The organism is uncultured Maricaulis sp. (genome assembly GCF_947259345.1).
Lineage (GTDB): Bacteria > Pseudomonadota > Alphaproteobacteria > Caulobacterales > Maricaulaceae > Maricaulis.
In genome coordinates this window covers 32,726-49,718 of the sequence record NZ_CAMYLS010000006.1, presented here as the reverse complement: position 1 = coordinate 49,718, position 16,993 = coordinate 32,726, and the positions used below count along the sequence as shown (strand labels likewise).

The 16,993-nt window shown below is 62.5% G+C and carries 20 protein-coding genes; 3 read left to right on the top strand and 17 right to left on the bottom strand.

From position 1 onward, the window contains the following. Nucleotides 1-19: 19 nt before the first annotated feature. From secF to Q0X62_RS03385, 16 genes are all read right to left on the bottom strand, one after another. Entirely contained in the window at nucleotides 20-964 is a 945-nt protein-coding gene (gene secF / locus Q0X62_RS03460) for a protein translocase subunit SecF (RefSeq protein ID WP_297731654.1), read from the bottom strand. A 15-nt stretch (nucleotides 965-979) separates the two neighbouring features. Beyond that, a complete protein-coding gene (gene secD / locus Q0X62_RS03455) occupies nucleotides 980-2,635 on the bottom strand; it encodes a protein translocase subunit SecD (RefSeq protein ID WP_297731651.1) in 1,656 nt (551 codons plus the stop codon). 50 nt (nucleotides 2,636-2,685) lie between these two features. Next, complete coding sequence (gene yajC / locus Q0X62_RS03450) at nucleotides 2,686-3,015, bottom strand: preprotein translocase subunit YajC (RefSeq protein ID WP_297731649.1); 330 nt, start codon at nucleotides 3,013-3,015, stop codon at nucleotides 2,686-2,688. Nucleotides 3,016-3,186: 171 nt separating this feature from the next. After that, nucleotides 3,187-4,119, bottom strand: a complete 933-nt coding sequence (locus Q0X62_RS03445) for a M23 family metallopeptidase (RefSeq protein WP_297731646.1) — start codon at nucleotides 4,117-4,119, stop codon at nucleotides 3,187-3,189. 123 nt (nucleotides 4,120-4,242) lie between these two features. Then, nucleotides 4,243-4,632: a hypothetical protein gene (locus tag Q0X62_RS03440; protein ID WP_297731644.1), complete on the bottom strand. Its 390-nt coding sequence runs from the start codon at nucleotides 4,630-4,632 to the stop codon at nucleotides 4,243-4,245. Between the two features lie 35 nt (nucleotides 4,633-4,667). Then, on the bottom strand, nucleotides 4,668-5,309 hold the full coding sequence (locus Q0X62_RS03435; protein WP_297731641.1) for a protein-L-isoaspartate(D-aspartate) O-methyltransferase: 642 nt from the start codon (nucleotides 5,307-5,309) through the stop codon (nucleotides 4,668-4,670). Nucleotides 5,310-5,353: 44 nt separating this feature from the next. After that, complete coding sequence (surE, locus tag Q0X62_RS03430) at nucleotides 5,354-6,148, bottom strand: 5'/3'-nucleotidase SurE (protein ID WP_297731638.1); 795 nt, start codon at nucleotides 6,146-6,148, stop codon at nucleotides 5,354-5,356. Between the two features lie 176 nt (nucleotides 6,149-6,324). Further along, entirely contained in the window at nucleotides 6,325-7,602 is a 1,278-nt protein-coding gene (gene serS / locus Q0X62_RS03425) for a serine--tRNA ligase (RefSeq protein ID WP_297731636.1), read from the bottom strand. 70 nt (nucleotides 7,603-7,672) lie between these two features. Then, nucleotides 7,673-8,488, bottom strand: a complete 816-nt coding sequence (tatC, locus tag Q0X62_RS03420; protein ID WP_297731633.1) for a twin-arginine translocase subunit TatC — start codon at nucleotides 8,486-8,488, stop codon at nucleotides 7,673-7,675. 5 nt (nucleotides 8,489-8,493) lie between these two features. Next, nucleotides 8,494-8,979 (bottom strand): Sec-independent protein translocase protein TatB, encoded by a 486-nt coding sequence (gene tatB / locus Q0X62_RS03415; protein WP_297731631.1) that lies wholly within the window; start codon nucleotides 8,977-8,979, stop codon nucleotides 8,494-8,496. A 3-nt stretch (nucleotides 8,980-8,982) separates the two neighbouring features. Next, a complete protein-coding gene (locus tag Q0X62_RS03410) occupies nucleotides 8,983-9,207 on the bottom strand; it encodes a twin-arginine translocase TatA/TatE family subunit (RefSeq protein ID WP_297731629.1) in 225 nt (74 codons plus the stop codon). A gap of 101 nt (nucleotides 9,208-9,308) precedes the next feature. Further along, nucleotides 9,309-10,118, bottom strand: coding sequence for an SMC-Scp complex subunit ScpB (gene scpB, locus Q0X62_RS03405; protein ID WP_297731627.1), 810 nt, complete (start codon nucleotides 10,116-10,118; stop codon nucleotides 9,309-9,311). Then, nucleotides 10,111-10,926 carry a ScpA family protein gene (locus Q0X62_RS03400; RefSeq protein WP_297731624.1) on the bottom strand — a complete coding sequence of 272 codons (816 nt, stop codon included), beginning with the start codon at nucleotides 10,924-10,926 and terminating at the stop codon, nucleotides 10,111-10,113. The genes scpB and Q0X62_RS03400 overlap by 8 nt, the downstream gene beginning before the upstream one ends. Before the next feature lie 63 nt (nucleotides 10,927-10,989). Then, entirely contained in the window at nucleotides 10,990-12,006 is a 1,017-nt protein-coding gene (gene nagZ / locus Q0X62_RS03395; protein WP_297731621.1) for a beta-N-acetylhexosaminidase, read from the bottom strand. Next, complete coding sequence (locus tag Q0X62_RS03390; protein ID WP_297731618.1) at nucleotides 12,003-12,833, bottom strand: SPOR domain-containing protein; 831 nt, start codon at nucleotides 12,831-12,833, stop codon at nucleotides 12,003-12,005. The genes nagZ and Q0X62_RS03390 overlap by 4 nt, the downstream gene beginning before the upstream one ends. Before the next feature lie 98 nt (nucleotides 12,834-12,931). After that, nucleotides 12,932-14,122 (bottom strand): deoxyguanosinetriphosphate triphosphohydrolase, encoded by a 1,191-nt coding sequence (locus Q0X62_RS03385; RefSeq protein WP_297731617.1) that lies wholly within the window; start codon nucleotides 14,120-14,122, stop codon nucleotides 12,932-12,934. Between the two features lie 94 nt (nucleotides 14,123-14,216). Here Q0X62_RS03385 and erpA point away from each other — a divergent pair, with 94 nt between their 5' ends. The 3 genes from erpA to Q0X62_RS03370 are packed head-to-tail and all read left to right on the top strand — an operon-like array spanning nucleotide 14,217 to nucleotide 15,637. Next, nucleotides 14,217-14,546, top strand: a complete 330-nt coding sequence (erpA, locus tag Q0X62_RS03380; RefSeq protein ID WP_297731616.1) for an iron-sulfur cluster insertion protein ErpA — start codon at nucleotides 14,217-14,219, stop codon at nucleotides 14,544-14,546. A 59-nt stretch (nucleotides 14,547-14,605) separates the two neighbouring features. Next, nucleotides 14,606-14,953, top strand: a complete 348-nt coding sequence (locus Q0X62_RS03375; protein ID WP_297731614.1) for a DUF1428 domain-containing protein — start codon at nucleotides 14,606-14,608, stop codon at nucleotides 14,951-14,953. 6 nt (nucleotides 14,954-14,959) lie between these two features. Further along, nucleotides 14,960-15,637, top strand: coding sequence for a nitroreductase (locus Q0X62_RS03370; RefSeq protein WP_297731613.1), 678 nt, complete (start codon nucleotides 14,960-14,962; stop codon nucleotides 15,635-15,637). A 2-nt stretch (nucleotides 15,638-15,639) separates the two neighbouring features. On the opposite strand, the gene Q0X62_RS03365 is transcribed toward Q0X62_RS03370, so the two are convergent. Beyond that, entirely contained in the window at nucleotides 15,640-16,902 is a 1,263-nt protein-coding gene (locus tag Q0X62_RS03365) for a M1 family aminopeptidase (protein WP_297731611.1), read from the bottom strand. Between the last annotated feature and the right edge of the window lie 91 nt (nucleotides 16,903-16,993).

Genomic DNA, 16,993 nt, shown 5'->3' with positions numbered 1-16,993 from the left:
CGCCGACCTCAATACCCGGTCAGCTCTCACTGCTGTCCCGTTGGACATTGGTGAAGAGCAGGATCGGAGCCGCCACGAAAATGGACGAGAAGGTCCCGATCAGCACCCCCCAGATCATGGCGAAGGCAAAGCCCTTCAGGGCCGTGCCGCCGATCAGGTAGAGCGAGATCAGGGCAACCAGCGTGGTCACCGAGGTCAGGATGGTGCGCGACAGCGTGTCATTGATCGACAGGTCGAGCACTTCCTGCAAGGGCTTGCGCTTGTACTTGCGCAAATTCTCGCGGATCCGGTCATAGACCACCACGGTGTCATTCATCGAGTAGCCGACAATGGTCAGGATGGCGGCAACGGTGGCGAGGTCGAAGGTCATCTGGGTCAGCGAGAACATGCCGACTGTGGCGATGACGTCATGGGTCAGGGCCAGGATGGCACCGACCGAATACTGCCACTCGAAGCGGAACCAGATATAGACCAGCATCAGGAAAAGCGCGACGCCGATGGCGGTAAAGCCGGTCACGATCAGCTCACCGGACACCGCACCACCAATGACGGTCGTGCCACGCATGTCGATGGTCGGATAGGTCGCCTCGAGCGCGGTTTCCAGCGCCTCCCGGGCGTCATTCTGGGCGGCCTCGCCTTCAAGGCCCTCGCCTTCCTGAAGTGGCAGGGAGATAAGGTAGGTGGTCAGACCATCACCGGCGCCGCCGGCCCCCTGAACGCGCGCCTCACCCAGATTGAGCGCGTTGGCGGTGGCCCGCAAATCCTCGATCGAGGTCGTTTCATCCGCGACCACTTCGGTCTGGATACCACCGCGGAAATCGATACCGAAATTGATGCCAACGGTCGCGAACTCGAACATCGAAAACACGATGAAGAGCGCGGAGAGACCAAGCGCGATGAAGCGACCCCGGATGAAGGGGACGGTGCCCGATGTGGGGAGATATTTGACGAGTGCGAGGGACATGTCGGTTTCCTCCCCTTAAATCGGCAGCTTGGCGGGCTTGACGGCCCGCAGCCAGAGAACCGCCAGCAGGCGGGAGACGACGAAGGCGGTAAAGACCGAGGTCAAAATGCCGACGCCCAGGGTCACCGCGAAGCCGCGCACCGGACCGGCTCCGAGCATGTAGAGCACGGCCGCGGCGATGAAGGTGGTGATATTGGCGTCGAGAATGGCCGCAAGCGCCCGTTCATAGCCGGCCTGGAGGGCTTGCACCGGCGTTCGGTTATTCTTCGCCTCCTCCCGTATGCGCTCATAGATGAGCACATTGGCGTCGACCGCCATACCGATGGTCAGGATGATGCCGGCGATCCCCGGCAGGGTCAGCGTCATGCCGAGGCCGGACAGACCGCCCAGGATCAACACCACATTGACGAGCAAGGCTGTGGTGGAGAAGATCCCGAACACGCCATACATGGCGATCATGAAAATGATGACGAGCGCAAAGCCGATCATAACGGCCAGCTGGCCGCTCTCGATCTGATCGCGACCGAGCGAAGCGGTAACCACGCGTTGTTCGACCGGCGTCAACGAAGCCGGAAGCGCACCCGCATTGAGCAGGATGACCAGCTGATTGGCCGTCTCATAGGTATATCCGCCACCGATCACACCGGACCCGGACAGGATGGGCTCATTGATGGTCGGCGCGGTGATGATCTCGTCATCCAGCACGATGGCAAAGCGTCGGCCGCGATTGCTTCGGGTCAGTTCGCCAAAAACCAGAGCGCCCTGGGTATCGAGACGGAAGCCAACGACCGGGCCAGCATAATTCGGGTGGCTGGTGACATAGGCCTGGTTGAGATTCTCACCCGTCAGCCGCTGACGGGTCTCGACGGCGAGCCACGCGGTTCCGCCGGAATCCGCCATCGCGAAAACGCTGACGCCTGGCGGCGTGCGGCCCTGGCCATTCGGTCCCGGATCAACATTCTCGTCAACCATGTGGAAGCTCATCGCGGCCTGGGTTCCGACCAGATCGATGATGACCTGCGGATCATCCGCGCCCGGCACCTGAACCAGCACGCGACGATCACCGGAGCGGGCAATGGTCGGGTCTGTCGTCCCGAGCCCGTCGAGACGGCGACGGATCACCGTGATCGATTGTTCCAGCGTCCGGTTCCGGATCGCTTCATACTGTTCGTCAGTGACGGAGATGCGAATGGCGGACGGATCGGTCTGATCCGCCGCAATCTCATACATGTTGGCAAAGCCGGCCTGCCCCGAACCAGTTGTTACCGGCGCGTTGAGCGCACGGATACGCTCGAGCGCTGTCTCACGCTCTTCCGGACGCAGCATCAGGACAACGACCTCTTCGCCGATCACGGAGACCGAGCGGGCAAGGACGGGCGGCGCATTGCGCAGCGAAGTTCGGATGTCGGAGGCCAGCGCTTCCAGCTGGGCATCGCGGACCTCGTCCATATCGACTTCAAAGACGATATGGGAACCGCCTTGAAGGTCGAGGCCGAGATTGATCGTGCCGGACGGTATGAAGCGCCAGATGCCGTTGGGCGTTCGCGTGCCATCCGCCTCGTTGATCGTATACCGGTCAGTCTCCGGCACGAAATTGGGGATGGTGTACATCACGCCAAGAAGCGTGATGAAGAAGATGGAAAACAGTTTCCAACGCCCGAAATGCAGCATGACAGCGCGGCCTCTTGGTCAGGGACGATCAATAATGCAAGTCAATCGGTTCAACCGATTTCCTTGTCATCCTTCTTGTCGTCTTTCTTGGCATCATTGGCCGGCTTGGGAGCAGGACGCCCCTTCACATCAGCGATCGTGGAGCGGACGATCCGGACCTTCACGCCCTCGCCGACATCCAGGGTCACTTCTTCATCAGCGACCTTGGAAATCTTGCCGATCATGCCGCCCTGGGTGATGACTTCATCACCACGCTTCAGGCCCTCGATCAGGGCCTTGTGCTCCTTCATCCGCTTTTGCTGTGGACGAATGAGCAGGAAGTAGAAAACCAGGCCCATGAGAACAAGCATGGGAATGGGAGATGACAGAAACTGTTCCATGAGGTAGCGCGCTCCGCGGCTTGTGGGCGTGTGACGCAACCAAACTGCGTGAACGCCCGGAAATTCGAATGCGCGGGACTATATCGGGACCGGCCTTGGTTGCAACAAGGGTCGGCTGTTGGAAAGCGGTACGATTGTGTGGCTTTCGCCACAGGCAGGCTTGTCCGGACCCTAGTTGAGATAGGACATCGGATCGACCGGGTTCACACCCGAACGGATCTCGAAATGCACCTGGGGACGATCCACCGTCCCGGTCGCTCCGGCCTGGGCGATGATCTGGCCGCGGGATATCTGGTCGCCCTCGCGCACAAGAAGACGCGAATTATGAGCATAGGCAGTCACATAACCGCCGGAGTGGCGGATCAGGACAAGCTGCCCATAGCCAGCGAGTTCGCTGCCGGCATAGACGACCTGGCCCGGTGCGGCAGCCCGCACCTCCGCCCCGGACGGCGCTTCGATATTGATGCCGTCATTACGCTCGCCATTGGGACGGCGTCCGAAGCTGGACAAGACCTGACCTCGGATTGGCCAGTCAAAGCGCGGGGCACCCGCCTCGGCCGGCGGCGGCGTATAACGATCCCGGTTAGACGCGGTCGTCGACGCGCGCGAAGAACCACCGGATGTGGTGCTGGCGATCCGGGTCCCAGCCGGCAGGTTGATCTGTTGACCCACCTCGATCTCATATGGGGCCCGGATCCCGTTATGGTTGGCAAGCTGCTGGAAGGGCACACCATAGCGCAAGCCGATCCGGTAGAGGTTTTCGCCACGCTGAACCACATGGACCGGCGGGCGCGGCATCGAGATCGTCTGGCCGACGCGCAGCGTATAAGGCGCACTGAGACCATTCGTGCTGGCCAGGTCCGCCATGCTGACGCCACACCGCTCGGCGATTTCCGACAGCGTATCATTGGTGCGCACGGTATAGCCGGATCCGCAATTCATGCTGGCACGGCGCGGCGAGGACGGCGATGACGTCGTGGCTGAGGACGATCCGCTGCCGAAACTGCGATAGTCGACCCGCGCCGGCTCACGCGGATTGGACGCGCAAGCCGCAAGGCTCGCACTCACCACCGCAACGAGGCAGATCAGGGACATTCGACGCATTTCGGGCTCGACCTCCGACAGGAATAGCCGGGCCATCAAGCCAGAGAAGGTTTAACCGGCGGTTATCCATGGCGACGCTTCCCGAATGCGGGGCATTTTTAATGTAACCGCCCGGACCGGCCGCTATTCCCCTTTGAGCATAGCCAGTTTGGCGAGACACCAGGCCCGCCCCTCGGACTCGGAGCCGACCACGCGAAAACAGCTGCCCCACTCCGCAAGCAGCGCCGAGATCATGGCCTGGCGTTCGGGGCTGTCATGCCCCTGCGGCGGGATATAGGCGAAAGGGCGTGCGTCCAGCACGCCAAGAAAATCTTCCCAGATCTCCCGCGATATACTTGGATTGGGTGGCAACTCGGCTTCACTGGCATCAATGAGGATCGCCCGGAGGCGCCCCGCGCGCACATCTTCACGCGCCCGCTCTTCGGCCACTGCATGTTCGGTGCGCGTCGCCAAGCCGGTCAAGGTGACGCAGGCCAGCCCATCCTCGCCCGGATCAATATACGTTATCCCCATACCGTCACCTTAGCACATTCCGGCTTGAACATCTGCTAGAGTGCCCGCGCCTCGCCCTTCACCAACGGAACAAACCGAACATCCATGATGTCGGTTTCGGTGATACTGTCGCCCTCACGCACATAGCGCACCAGGACCTGACGGGTCTCACGGTCCACCGGCGCGACGGCGATACCGCCATCCTTGAGCTGTTCGAGAATGGCGTCGGGCCGGGTCGGGGCCGAGGCCGTCAGGATGATGCGGTCAAAGGGGGCCTGCTCCGGCCAACCGACCGAGCCATCACCGATGCGGGTCACGATATTGGTCAGACGCATGGCTTCGAAGCGGGCCTCGGCTTCACGCGACAAGGTGCGATAACGCTCCACCGAATAGACCCGTCGCGCCAGCCGCGCCAGGACAGCCGCCTGATAACCGGAGCCGGTGCCGATCTCGAGCACTTTGCAACGATCATCCAGCTTCAGCGCCTGGGTCATCAAGGCGACGATCAGCGGCTGCGAGATGGTCTGGCCGCAATCGATCGGCAGGGCCCGGTCATCATAGGCCTGGTCGCCAAAGCGTTGCGGCACGAAAAGATGGCGCGGCGTGCGTTCGAGCGCACCCATGACCTTGGCATCGGTCACACCGCCACCACGCAGGCTCATCACGAGCTGGATCATGCGGGGATCAGGCATTTGCATGCGAGGCAACCTTCTTCACGCGTCAGTCCGCGGCCAGGGCGGGATCAGGATTTGGGCGGGACGCCGCCGAGCATGCTTTTCAGATTGCCCAGCGTCTCGCCATGGGTGAGGTCCATGTGCAGCGGCGTAACGGAAATCTTGCCGTCATAGATCGCCCGCAGATCGACCCCGTCCGGCGGATTGGACAACAGACCCTTGAAGGCGAGCCAGTAATAATCCATGCCGCGCGGATCCGTGCGGTGCTCGGCATGCAGGATATGCTGGTCGCGACGCCCCTGGCGCGTGACTTCGACTTCCTCGACTTCATCCGGCTTGCGGTCCGGGAAATTGATGTTGATCAACACATCCTCGGGCCATTTCAGATCAAACAGGCGGCGCAGGATGGGCGCGCCATACATTTCCGCCGTCTCCCACTGGATCGGATCATCCTTTCCGAAACCATAGGCCTGGGACAGCGCGACCGACGGCACCCCCAGCTGCATGCCCTGCATGGCACCGGCGACCGTGCCGGAGAAGGTCACATCCTCGGCGATGTTCTGGCCACGATTGACGCCCGAGAGGACGAGGTCAGGCTGTTTGCCGGGGATGAGGTCCTGAATGCCCATCAGTACGCAATCGGTCGGCGTTCCGGACACCGCCATGCGGCGCTCGTCGAAATGGCGGACCCGCAAGGGCGCATGCAGCGACAGAGAACGTCCGGCCCCGGACTGCTCCTCGGCGGGCGCCACGATCCACACATCGTCCGACAGCTGGCGCGCAATCTTCTCCAGCACTTTGAGCCCGTGGGCGCGGATACCGTCATCATTGGTAAGGAGGATGCGGGGATTGTCTGGGATCATGATCAACCGGTCGCTTGCTGTGTTCGCCAGCGCCTGCTTCTAAAGCAATTTGTGCCGACCGCCAGTCCCCGGACGCGGTCAAAATCATGCCGGACAAGCATCAGGCGGCCCCTTGTGGAGGGCCGCCTGAGCCTACGACCAATCTCGCAAAAACAGGGAATAGCGAGCCAAACAGGTCAGGCTGATATTGTCTCCAACCCACCCATATAGGGACGCAGGGCCGCGGGAATAGTGATCGAACCGTCGGCGTTCTGGTGATTTTCCAGGACGGCCACGAGGGCGCGGCCGACGGCGACGCCGGATCCGTTCAGCGTGTGCAGGAAGGCCGGACGCTTCTCGCCATCCTTGCGGTAGCGGGCATCCATGCGACGCGCCTGGAAGTCGCCACAGGTCGAGCAGGACGAGATTTCGCGATAGCAATCCTGGCTCGGCATCCAGACTTCAAGGTCATAGGTACGGCGGGCGGCAAAGCCCATATCGCCGGTGCACAGTTTCATGACCCGGTAGGGAAGCTCGAGCAGCTGCAGGACCTTTTCGGCGCAACCGGTCATGCGTTCCAGCTCGGCATCGCTTTCGTCCGGCGTGACGATCGACACCATCTCGACCTTCTGGAATTGATGCAGGCGGATCATGCCACGCGTATCGCGACCGGCCGAGCCGGCTTCCGAACGGAAACAGGGCGTGTAGGCTGTCATGCGCATGGGCAGATCGCTCTCGGGATGGATGGTCTCGCGCGCCAGATTGGTCAGCGGCACTTCTGAAGTGGGGATCAGCCAGCGACCATCGGTCGTGCGGAACGAGTCTTCCGTGAATTTCGGCAGTTGACCGGTCCCGAACATGGCTTCGTCGCGCACCATGTAGGGCGGGCTGACTTCTTCATAGCCGTGCTCGGTGGTGTGCAGATCGAGCATGAACTGCGCCAGCGCACGTTCCATGCGGGCCAAACCGCCGCGCAGCGCCACAAATCGCGACCCGGAGATCTCAGCGGCGGCCTTGAAGTCCATCTGGCCGAGACCTTCACCCAAGTCGACATGGTCGCGCGGCTTGAAGTCCATGGCCCGGGGATCGCCCCAGCGACGCATTTCCTCATTGTCTGCCTCGTCGGCGCCCTGCGGCACGTCGTCATAAGGCAGGTTCGGCAGGGCGGCGAGATGCTGGTTCAAGGCTTCGTCGAAATGGCGCGCCTGCTGACCGGCCTCTTCCAGCACGGATTTGAGACGGTCGACCTCGCTACGCAAACGGTTGAACTCGGCTTCGTCGCCGCTCGCCTTGGCCTTGCCGATCTGCTTGGACAGCGCATTGCGCTCGGTCTCGGCGTCCTGTTGCTTGCCCAGCGCATCGCGGCGGGAGGCATCAAGCTCGATCAGGGTCGCGGATTGCGGCGTCAGGCCACGCTTGGCGAGGCCAGCGTCGAATGCGTCGGGATTGTCGCGGATGAGCTTGATGTCATGCATGGGTCTGATCCGGTTGGAATGAAATAACGAGGCCGGGCTATAGCCCTGCCCGCGCGCGCCGTAAACCGGATCAGTCCTCTTCAGCCTCGTCGGCCTCGGCCTTGGAAGACTGCATCAGATGCATGCCGCCAATCGAGATGAAGTAGAGCAGCATCAGCGCACCGCCCAGCATAACCTGGGAAATCGGATCCGGCGGTGTCGCGAACGCGGCAAACAGGGCAATCCCGACAACCGCAAAGCGCCAGCCCTTGAGCAGGGTCTTCGCCTTGAGGATGCCGGCCTTGGCCAGCAGCATGAGGAAGACCGGCATCTGGAAGGAAATGCCAAAGACCAGCATCAGCGTGGTGATGAGGTTCATGTAGTCGGAGACGTTGAGCAAAAGCTCGATGCGTGTCCCGACCAGCTCGGCCGACTGTTCCTGGCCCAGCGAAAAGCGCATCACCATCGGCAGGACGAAGAAATAGACGAAGCTCACACCCGCGCCGAACAGGATCGGCGACATGGCCAGGAAAGGCGCGAAGGCGCCGCGCTCATTCTTGTAAAGGCCCGGCGCGACAAAGCCGTAAATCTGCCAGGCAATGACCGGGAAGGTGATGATGATTGCGCCCACCAAAGACAGTTTCAGCCGGACAAAGAAGAATTCCAGCGGCGCAAAGAAATTGGCCGTCAGGTCCAGCTCTTCAACGGGCACGCCGCGCACAATCGAGGCGGCGTCACGATAGGGCAGAAGCAGCCATTGATAGAGCGTCTCTGAAACCAGGAAACAGCCGATGAAGCCGACCAGGAGAAAGCCCATGATCAGCACCAGCCGCGAGCGCAGCTCGATCAGGTGTTCGACCAATGGAGCGCGGCTCGCCTCGACTTCGTCATGCTCGATTTCGGCCATTCGGCTCAGCGTCCCTTGATTTCGTCGGCCGGCTTGGCCGGTGCGGGTTCGGCACGCTCAGCCGTCTCTGCCGCATCATCGCTCGCAGCGGCGTCGGCCTGTGCATCGCTTTCCGGTGTTTTGCTTTCGAGGGCGGCCTGCTTCTCCGCCTTCGCCGCTTCGGCCTCAGCCTGGCTCTTCTCGACATGCTTCATCTTGAGGGCGCGGATATCATCGTCTTGCGCGCCGCGTGTGGCCTTGTCCAACTCGCCATGGATCTGATTGACGGGATTCGCGTCCTTGAGCGCCTCAATCTCGCGGCGCAGTTCGGACAGCTCGGTCTCACGACCGATTTCCTCGAAACTGTTCTGGAAATCCTTCGCCATGGCGCGGGCCTGGGCCATCATCTGACCGACCTTGCGCATCATGACCGGCAATTGCTGCGGCCCGACCACGACAAGCGCGAGGACCAGGACTACCAGCAATTCCGGCATGCCAATGCCGGGGCTCATCGCCTAGCTCCCGGTTTTTTCGTCTTCGCGGGTCTCGGTGTTGAGCGAGCCGGCCGGCGTTTCACTGTCAGCCGCGTCGCCCTCGCCCTCATCATCCTTCAGTCCCTTGCGGAAGCTGGTGATGCCTTTGGCGAAGTCACCCATGACCGATGCGATCTTCCCGCGGCCGCCGAACAGCAGGACGGCCAGAAGAACCACAAGAAGAATTTGCCACATACCGGGAGCCATGTGCCCCTCCGTCTGAACCGAGTTAACTGGGTCTACTGCGTTTGCCGGGCCTCGTCCAACCCGTCAATCAGGCAGCGGGACGATTGATCGCACACCCGCCGCTATGCCGCACCGTCCGGCTCGTCATCCCCGTCCATGAAGTCGACATGGAAGGCGTGCGCTTCCTCATCGCTGAGCGGATCTTCCAGCAGGTCTGGTTCCACGCTGCGGGTCGGATCCGGAACCGAGAAATCCGGCGGCAGGCGCGCATCCAGCAAGCCGGCCGCCTTGAGGTCGGACATGCCGGGCAGGTCACCGATCGATTGCAGCGCAAAGTATTCCATGAAGGCCTGGGTCGTACCGTAGGTGACCGGACGGCCCGGCGTGCGACGACGCCCGCGCGGGCGAACCCAGCGCAGCTCGAACAACAGGTCCAGCGTGCCGCGCGAAACCGCGACACCCCGGATTTCCTCGATCTCGGCCCGCGTCACGGGCTGGTGATAGGCGATGATGGACAGGGTTTCCAGCGCCGCCTGGGACAGTTTGCGCGGTTCCTGTTTCACTTCAACCAGGACGTCAGCCAGATCGGGTGCCGTTTCGAAACGCCAGCGCCCGCCCACTTCTGTGAGGCGCACGCCGCGTTCGGCGTATTCCCCCTGCAACTTGCCGAGCAGGTCCTGGATATTGGCTTCGAGCGGCAGTCGCCCGATCAAGGTTTCTTCGTCCAGCGGCTCCGCAGCGGCAAAGAGCAAGGCTTCCAGCACGCGCAGATTCTGGCGTTCGGTATTCACAGCGAGATGGACGCCCAGCGCTTCGGACGCTTCGGCGTCGGCCGCCACGCTCGGCCCCTGGTGCGAGGCGCGCTCGCGCAGCGCGGAGATCGCGCTGGAGATCGCGTCGGTCTTGTCATCGGTCGTTGTGTCATCAGTCATCGGTCGCGCCCTCTTCCCCGGACTGCGCCCTCACGAAGAGCGGCGCATAGGCTTCACGCTGACGCAATCGTGCATGGCCCTCCTTGGTGATTTCAAGCGCGGCCAGCATCGAACTGGCCCGCACTGACCGCATCGGAGGTGGATTGGCGCCCAACTCCCCGGCCCCGGGAAGCAGGCTATCCAGTTCTCGCCATTCACTGATTTGCGGCATCAGTGTCTCAAGGCGGTCTCTTGCAGTTTCCAGGCCATAAACCTTGGGAGTCGGCGGGCGATAGACCGAGCGCGCCTGTTTCACGCGGCGACTGGCATAGGCCGATAGCAGGTCATGCAGGTCGGCTTCATAGACCACTGAGCGCGTCGCGCGCACCCCTTCCGGCATGCCGCGCGCGTGGATGTCCACCGCGAGCAGTGGCCGGGCGAACAGCGCTTCGCCGGCGGCGCGCATGGCTTCGAGACGCCGCAGCCGGAATGCCAAGGCCGCTGCCAACGCTTCTGCAGGCTGCTCCTCCTCATCCTTCTGCGGCTTCGGCAGGAGAAGTTTGGACTTCAGATAGGCCAGCCAGGCCGCCATCACCAGATAGTCAGCGGCGAGGTCGAGACGCTTTTGGCGCGCCGCTTCCATGAATTGCAGATATTGCTCGGCCAGTTCGAGGATCGAGATCTTCGCCAGATCAATCTTGCGCTTGCGGGCCAGGGCGAGCAGGAGGTGAAGCGGTCCCTCGAATCCGTCGAGATCCACAACGAGCGCATCCGTCTCGGCGTTCTCGGCGGCTTCAAACCGGACGTCTTCCTCGAAATCCTCGCTCACAACGCTCCCACTTCAGGGCTCCCGCTCCAACGCTCCCGCTTCAGGCGGCTGACCGTCTCCGGATCAGGCCGAAAGCCTGTCCAGCCAGTCATTGAAACGCGATTCGGCATCTTCCGGGTCAAAATCCTCGATGACATCACGGGCGCTCTCGGCGGTTGCCGCGCGTTCAAGCGCCTTGCCGGACAGGGCGGCCGTGCCTTCGGCAACGGCGATCATCTCGCCCATCTGGCCATTGCAGTGCAAAAGCATGTCGCAACCGGCCTTGAGCGATCGCTCACCACGTTCGCGGAACGTCCCTGTCAGCGCCTTCATTGACAGATCATCCGTCATCAGGAGGCCGTCAAACCCGATCTCGCCGCGAATGACCTTGCCGACCAGCTCGGCGGACTGGGTCGCGGGATGATCGGAATCGATATCGGCATAGACAATATGGGCCGTCATCGCCATCGGCGCATCGCTCAAGCCCCTGAAGGGCGCGAAATCGGTCTCCGACAGCAGGCCGTGCTCTTCCGGAACGACCGGCAATTCCAGATGACTGTCGGCCAGGGCCCGTCCATGACCGGGGATATGCTTGATAATCGGGGCGACACCGCCGGCCATCAGGCCTTCCATGGCCGCACGCCCCAGATGGATGACCGGTTCCGGCGTCCGTCCGAAAGCCCGGTCGCCGATAATGTCATCCGCGCCGTCAATGCGCAGATCGGCCACCGGCGCACAATCGACATCAACGCCGATCGTGCGCAATTCGTGGGCCAGCAGGCGATGATTGATGCGCGTGGCCTCGATCGCCATTTCCTCATCGATCTTCCACAAATCGGCAAACCGCTCGGCCGCTGGCGCTGCACGCCAGGTCGGCGGGCGCAGGCGGGCGACGCGGCCGCCCTCCTGGTCGATCAGGATCGGCACATCCCGGCCAACGCAATCTCGCAATTCCAGCGTCAGCCGCGAGACCTGACGAATACCCTCGATATTGCGGGCGAACAGGATGAAGCCCCACGGATCGATGTCGCGAAAGAAGGCTTTCTCGTCCGGGCTCAACTTGGTCCCGGCGAGCCCGTAAATCACCGACGCTATCGTCATCGGCGTGCCACCAGGCAGTCTTGCCCGCGCGATTGCAGGGTCGAGCAGAAGTTGACCGCATCACCGCGATCGGCAAAGGCGGCGATGCGCAGGCGATGATACGTGCCGCGTCCCTCAATCTCGACCGAGGCCACATCCGGCGCCATGCCGGCGGAGATATCGGCGAAGCGCGTCCGAAAGGCGACCCAGGCCGCTTCGGCATCGGCTTCGGTCCGGAAAGAGGCGATCTGCACGACCCAGCTGCCCGACACGTCAACACCGGGCGTCGCCGTCGCGGTTTCAGCCGGGGCCGGATCGGGTTCGCTGGCCGGTGCCTGTGGTTCGGGTTCCGGATCGGGCTGGCGCGCCGGGCGCTCCGGTGCCGGGCGCGGGGTCGCGTCCGGCAGGGCCTCGGTCTCGACCGTCGGATCGGCGGCCTCATCGGCATCCACCTGTTCGACCCGCAGGCCCGGGCGGCCCGAATCTTCCAGAGGCTCTTCCGGTGCCGGACGCAGCGAGACGGTGTCATCACCCGCATCATCACCTGTCAGGCGGTCATAGACTTCCAGCTCCGTGTCCGGCGTCTCGGCGCCACCGGGATCAACCGGGCGCTCGCGATAGGGTTCTTCATTGGGAATGAGGCGTGGCGCACCATCGCGGCCACTATCGCGCAGACCCTGATTATAGGCGCTCCAGACCACGCCGAGAAACAGGACAAAAGCGGCCAGGGCCGTGGTCAGCAGAAGCAGGCCGCGACGGGCATCCTCGTCACGGGCGTCAAAGGTGGCAAACTCGTCCGCCGGTGGGGCATAGGCGCCGATCCGGCTTTCCTCGTCCTGGTCTGTCATGAATTCCGGTTCTCACCTCAGGTCCGGCGGCCGCGCGAATCGCGACAGGTCGCCATACGATAACACTGCGGCCTGAATGACCTTACCGCCGCGACAGTTTAGAAATACCCCTGCACGGTGAAAAGCCGTCTGTGCTCTTCCACTGCAAAGCGATCTGTCATTCCGGCGATATAGTCACAAATCGCCCGCGCCGACTGCGCTGTTCCGGCCCCCGACATGCTGGCCTGAACATCATTTGGCATTACGCCGGGATCACTCAGATACAGGTCAAACAAATCACTGGCGACCCGGCGTGCCTGGCTCATCATTCTGTTGACCTTGTAGTGGCGATACATGTGGGCAAAGAGATGGCGACGCAGCGCGGCCAGATGCAAAACCATCTCTTCGGAGAAGGCAACAACCGGGTGATCAAGCGCCCGCAGGGCCTCCGCACTCTCAGGTTTTGCCAAGTCCAGACGGCGGCGCGTTTCGGTCAAGACATCCTCGACCATCACACCGATCAATTCGCGCACGGCCTCGTGGACGATGATCGCCTGTGGCTTGTCCGGCCAATTTTCGCGGGCACGCGTGAAAATATCGCCGACCAGCGGCAATTCAAGCAACGGCTCCAATTCCAGCAATCCGGATCGCAATCCATCGTCAATGTCGTGATTGTTATAGGCGATATCGTCGGCCAGTGCGGCGATCTGTGCCTCGAGGCCGGCATGGGTCTCGAATTCCAGCGCCCGCCAGCCATCATAGTCGGTGAAGGCCCAGGGCAGGCTGGCCTCATCCTGGCCAGCTCCCAGAAGGGGGCCATTATGTTTGACGACGCCCTCAAGCGTCTCCCAGGTCAGATTCAGGCCGTCAAATTCCGGGTAACGCACTTCCAGCTTGGTGATCACGCGCAGGGTCTGGGCGTTGTGGTCGAAGCCGCCAAAATCCTTCATCTTCTGGGCCAGTACCCGCTCGCCCTCATGACCGAAGGGGGGGTGTCCGAGATCATGGGCCAGCGCGAGGGCTTCGGCGAGGTCCTCATCGCCGCGCAAGGCCCGGGCCAGCGTCCGGGCGATCTGCGAGACTTCCAGTGAATGGGTCAGGCGTGTACGATATTGATCGCCTTCATGGGCCACGAAAACCTGGGTCTTCTCCTTCAGGCGCCGAAAGGCCGCGGAGTGGATGATCCGGTCGCGATCGCGCTGGAAGGCGTTACGCATGGCACTGTCGGGCTGGGCAAAGCGGCGGCCGCGCGACTCCGCCGGATGACAGGCATAGGGCGCACGGGTTCGGTCGGTCGCGGCGATGATCATGTCAGGGGGGCCTTTTATCCGCGCAAGGGTGGGTCCATATAGGATGATACAGGCAGAAACCAAAGACCCGCCGGGTCAAGTGTCAGGCTCTACCATGTCCGTTAATGTCTCGCTCTCCGCGTCCGCCGCGAAACAGATCAACACCATTATCGCCGCCCAAGCCTCAACCGGCCTGCTGCGCATCGGTGTGGTCGGCGGTGGCTGCTCGGGCTTTTCCTACACGTTCGACCTCGACGAAACGGTCAATGAGGACGATCAGGTGATTGAACGCGACGGCGCCAAAGTGGTCATCGACGAAGCCTCCCTGCCCTTTCTGGAAGGTTCGGAAATCGATTATGTCGACGAACTGATCGGTGCCAGCTTCAAGATCCACAATCCCAATGCCACAGCGGCCTGCGGTTGCGGCACAAGTTTCTCAATCTAGCTATCGCGAACGACGTCTTGCTGGCCTATCCTCGGCTGACACACCGGGAGGAAAAAATCATGGCCTATGTTCAAGGATATGTCGCAGCCGTGCCTGACGCCAATCGCGAGGCCTTCATCGAAAGCAGCGAAGTGATGTGCGCGATGATGAAGGAATACGGCGCGCTTCAGGCCGTCGATTGCTGGGGCGCGGATGTACCGGAGGGCGAGCTGACCTCCTTCCCCAAGGCGGTGAAGAAACAGGACGGCGAAACCGTGACCTTTTCCTGGGCCGTCTGGCCCGACAAGGCGACAGCCGACGCCGCGATGGAAAAAATGATGGCAGATCCGCGCATGAAAGCCGATGAAATGCCGTTCGACGGAAAGCGCCTCATCTTCGGTGGCTTCGAACCGCTCGTGGGGCTTTGAGCATCCATGACTGCCACTTTCTCCGACATCGCCCGGCGACGCATCTCGACGCGCGCCTTTCTCGACACGCCAGTCAGCGAGGCCGAGATCCGCGATATCCTCGACACGGCGCGCTGGGCGGCCTCGGGCGGCAATGTTCAGCCCTGGACTGTGCATGTCGTCACGGGCAAGGCGCGCCAGCGCGTGATCGATACGGTCCGCATGCGCCTCGAGGTCGATCCGTTTGGCGACGAGAATGATTTCGGCGCCTACCCGCAATCGCTCTGGGAACCCTTCCGCACGCGTCGGCACCAGCTGGGCGAGCAGATGTATGAGACGATGGGGATTGATCGCGACAACAAGCCGGCGCGGCTCAATCACCTGCTCAAGAATTTCGAGTTCTTCGGCGCCCCGGTCGGCCTTTTTTTCAGCCTCGACGCGCGCATGAACCCCAATCAATGGGGCCATCTGGGCATGTTCATCATGTGCGTCATGCTGGCAGCCGAGGAAAAGGGCCTGGCGACCTGCGCCCAGGAAGCCTGGATGACACGCTGGAAAACCGTCGGCGCCGCTATCGGCCTGTCACCGGAGGAACGGATCTGGTGCGGCATGGCGCTGGGCCATGCCGACCCGGATGCCCCGGTGAACACGCTACGCTCAGAGCGGGCGGAGGTGGACAATTTCACGACCTTTCTGGAGCACTGATCCTATTCGGCCAGTATCGCCTCGAACTGCGCGCGCGCCTCGGCACCCCCGACCGCTTCAAACACGTCCAGCATCTGCAGTGTCGTCGAGACCCGTGCCTCCATCACCGCCTGGATGAAGCGGGCAAAGGCCTCGCGGCCAATGAGCGCCTCGGCCCGTGCCAGGGCGAGCGGTCCCTTGCGGTAAGCGACCAGATAGGGCGGGCGCTCGGTGGTCTCCGGCGTCCACACCGGCGGCAAGTCTGCCGACGCATTGTCGATCTGGCGCTGATAGCGGGCCAGCCGCTCCTCGAAGACCGTCTCGCCCAGCGCGTCACGCATGCCCATGATGGCGACATAGTCGGCAAAACTCTCATTGAGCCAGTTCTCGACCGTCATGGCATTGCCATGGCTCCAATAGTGGCTGAGCTCATGACAGACAAACTGGGTCAGGCTGGCCTCCGAGCTTTCCGCGATATCGGTCAGGGCGATCAATGTGCCGCGCGAATACCCGCCCTCATGGCGGCTGGTCACGACGATGGAGGCGTTCGGCAAGGGGCCTGCCGCACCGGACAGGGCGTTGAGATAGGTCGTGCAATGGTCGAGTGCGGCCACTGCCAACTCGATGCCCGCCCCTGCCGGATCACGCGTGTCATAGATCGCATAGCCGGGCGCGGCGTGGCGCTCGAAGTCCGACATCAGTGTGAAGGCCAGATCCAGCGCGGGATTGTCCTGGTCGATATGGAAACCGCCGGGCGTCCGTATGATCGACTGCATGGTGACCCCGTCCCACGCGCCGGGCAGCCAGATGTCCAGATCCGCTGTGATCAAAGACGAGAAGCGCGCATCGAAGGGCATCCAGAAACTATCGACCGTGAGCTCGATCTTGTCGGGGTCGAGCGTATTGATCGGCACGGCTGGCGGTTCCGGGAAGAGCGCGCCCGCATAGCGCATCTCGATGACCCGGTCCGCGCCATCGACCGAGGGCGCCAGCGCTATCGTGTAGGCGCGCATCTGACCGTTGAAGCCTTCGGCAAGATCGCTCGTCGCCCCGGTGACGCCCGAGCCGCCAATCCACGCCTCGCCGAGTGCTGTGTTGAGAAAGAAGGTAACTTCCGTGAGGTCGTCATCCGTGACGGTCAGTGACCAGTCGGCTACCAGCCTGCCGGTCTGCGGGCTCAGCCGCAAATCCCCGTCATAGTGAAAGACTGCCTCCTGCGCGGCGGCGCCGGATGTCAGAATGGTCGCGGCCGTGAGGGCCGCCAGTGCCGGTTTTGAAATCCACATGATAATCCCCTGTGTGCCTGGCCTTCAGATGCCGCGACACACGGGATCGGATGCAATCGACCCCGCCGCTCTGGTCGGACGGGGCGCCGCG